This window comes from Monashia sp. HAY1-2A (genome assembly GCF_056755315.1).
In genome coordinates, this window is the sequence record NZ_JBNDHY010000291.1 from 1 (window position 1) to 1,611 (window position 1,611).

The 1,611-nt window shown below is 57.9% G+C and carries 1 rRNA gene; it reads left to right on the forward strand.

What is annotated here, in order from left to right:
- Window positions 1–1,611 (forward strand): 23S ribosomal RNA (locus tag ACPYOM_RS21885); the annotation flags it as partial.

Consider the following 1,611-nt stretch of genomic DNA (forward strand, 5'->3'; position numbering starts at 1 on the left):
GCTCACTGGTCAAGTGATTCCGCGCCGACAATGTAGCGGGGCTCAAGCACACCACCGAAGCTGTGGCATTGACATACTGCTCGGCACCGGCTCCTGCGGGACCGGTGTCCAGGCGTGTTGATGGGTAGGGGAGCGTCGTGTTGCCAGGGAAGCGGCGGAGTGATCCAGCCGTGGAGGCTACACGAGTGAGAATGCAGGCATGAGTAGCGAATGACGGGCGAGAAACCCGTCCGCCGAATAACCAAGGGTTCCAGGGTCAAGCTAATCTGCCCTGGGTAAGTCGGGACCTAAGGCGAGGCCGACAGGCGTAGTCGATGGACATCCGGTTGATATTCCGGAACCGGCGAAGAACCGCCCCTGATGACCCCCGTGATGCTAAGTGCCTGAAGCACGCCCACCGAGACTTCGGTCTCATCGGGTGTGTGGAGCGCACGGCCCGAGCGGGTAGTAGTCAAGCGATGGAGTGACGCAGGAAGGTAGCCTCCGCGTGGCGATGGTTGTCCACGTCCAAGGGTGTAGGGCGCGGTCCAGGCAAATCCGGACCGCCGCATTGAGTTGTGAGCCTGAGACCTGATAGTGACCGCGAATGCGGGAAGAGGGTGATCCTATGCTGCCGAGAAAAACTTCTAGCGAGGTTCGAGCCGCCCGTACCCCAAACCGACTCAGGTGGTTAGGTAGAGAATACCAAGGCGATCGAGTGAATCGTGGTTAAGGAATTCGGCAAAATACCCCCGTAACTTCGGGAGAAGGGGGGCCCTGATCGTGACGGAACTTGCTTCCCGAGCGTGATCGGCCGCAGAGACCAGGGAGAAGCGACTGTTTACTAAAAACACAGGTCCGTGCCAAGTCGCAAGACGATGTATACGGACTGACGCCTGCCCGGTGCTGGAACGTTAAGGGGACCGGTTAGCACGCGAGTGCGACGCTGAGAACTTAAGCGCCAGTAAACGGCGGTGGTAACTATAACCATCCTAAGGTAGCGAAATTCCTTGTCGGGTAAGTTCCGACCTGCACGAATGGCGTAACGACTTCTCCACTGTCTCAACCACGAACTCGGCGAAATTGCACTACGAGTAAAGATGCTCGTTACGCGCAGCAGGACGGAAAGACCCCGGGACCTTTACTACAGCTTGGTATTGGTGTTCGGTACGGCTTGTGTAGGATAGGTGGGAGACTGTGAAGCGGGCACGTCAGTGCCGGTGGAGTCAACGTTGAAATACCACTCTGGTCGTTCTGGATATCTAACCTCGGTCCGTGATCCGGATCAGGGACAGTGCCTGGTGGGTAGTTTAACTGGGGCGGTTGCCTCCTAAAAGGTAACGGAGGCGCCCAAAGGTTCCCTCAGCCTGGTTGGCAATCAGGTGTCGAGTGTAAGTGCACAAGGGAGCTTGACTGTGAGACAGGCATGTCGAGCAGGGACGAAAGTCGGGACTAGTGATCCGGCGGTGGCTTGTGGAAGCGCCGTCGCTCAACGGATAAAAGGTACCCCGGGGATAACAGGCTGATCTTGCCCAAGAGTCCATATCGACGGCATGGTTTGGCACCTCGATGTCGGCTCGTCGCATCCTGGGGCTGGAGTAGGTCCCAAGGGTTGGGCTGTTCGCCCATTAA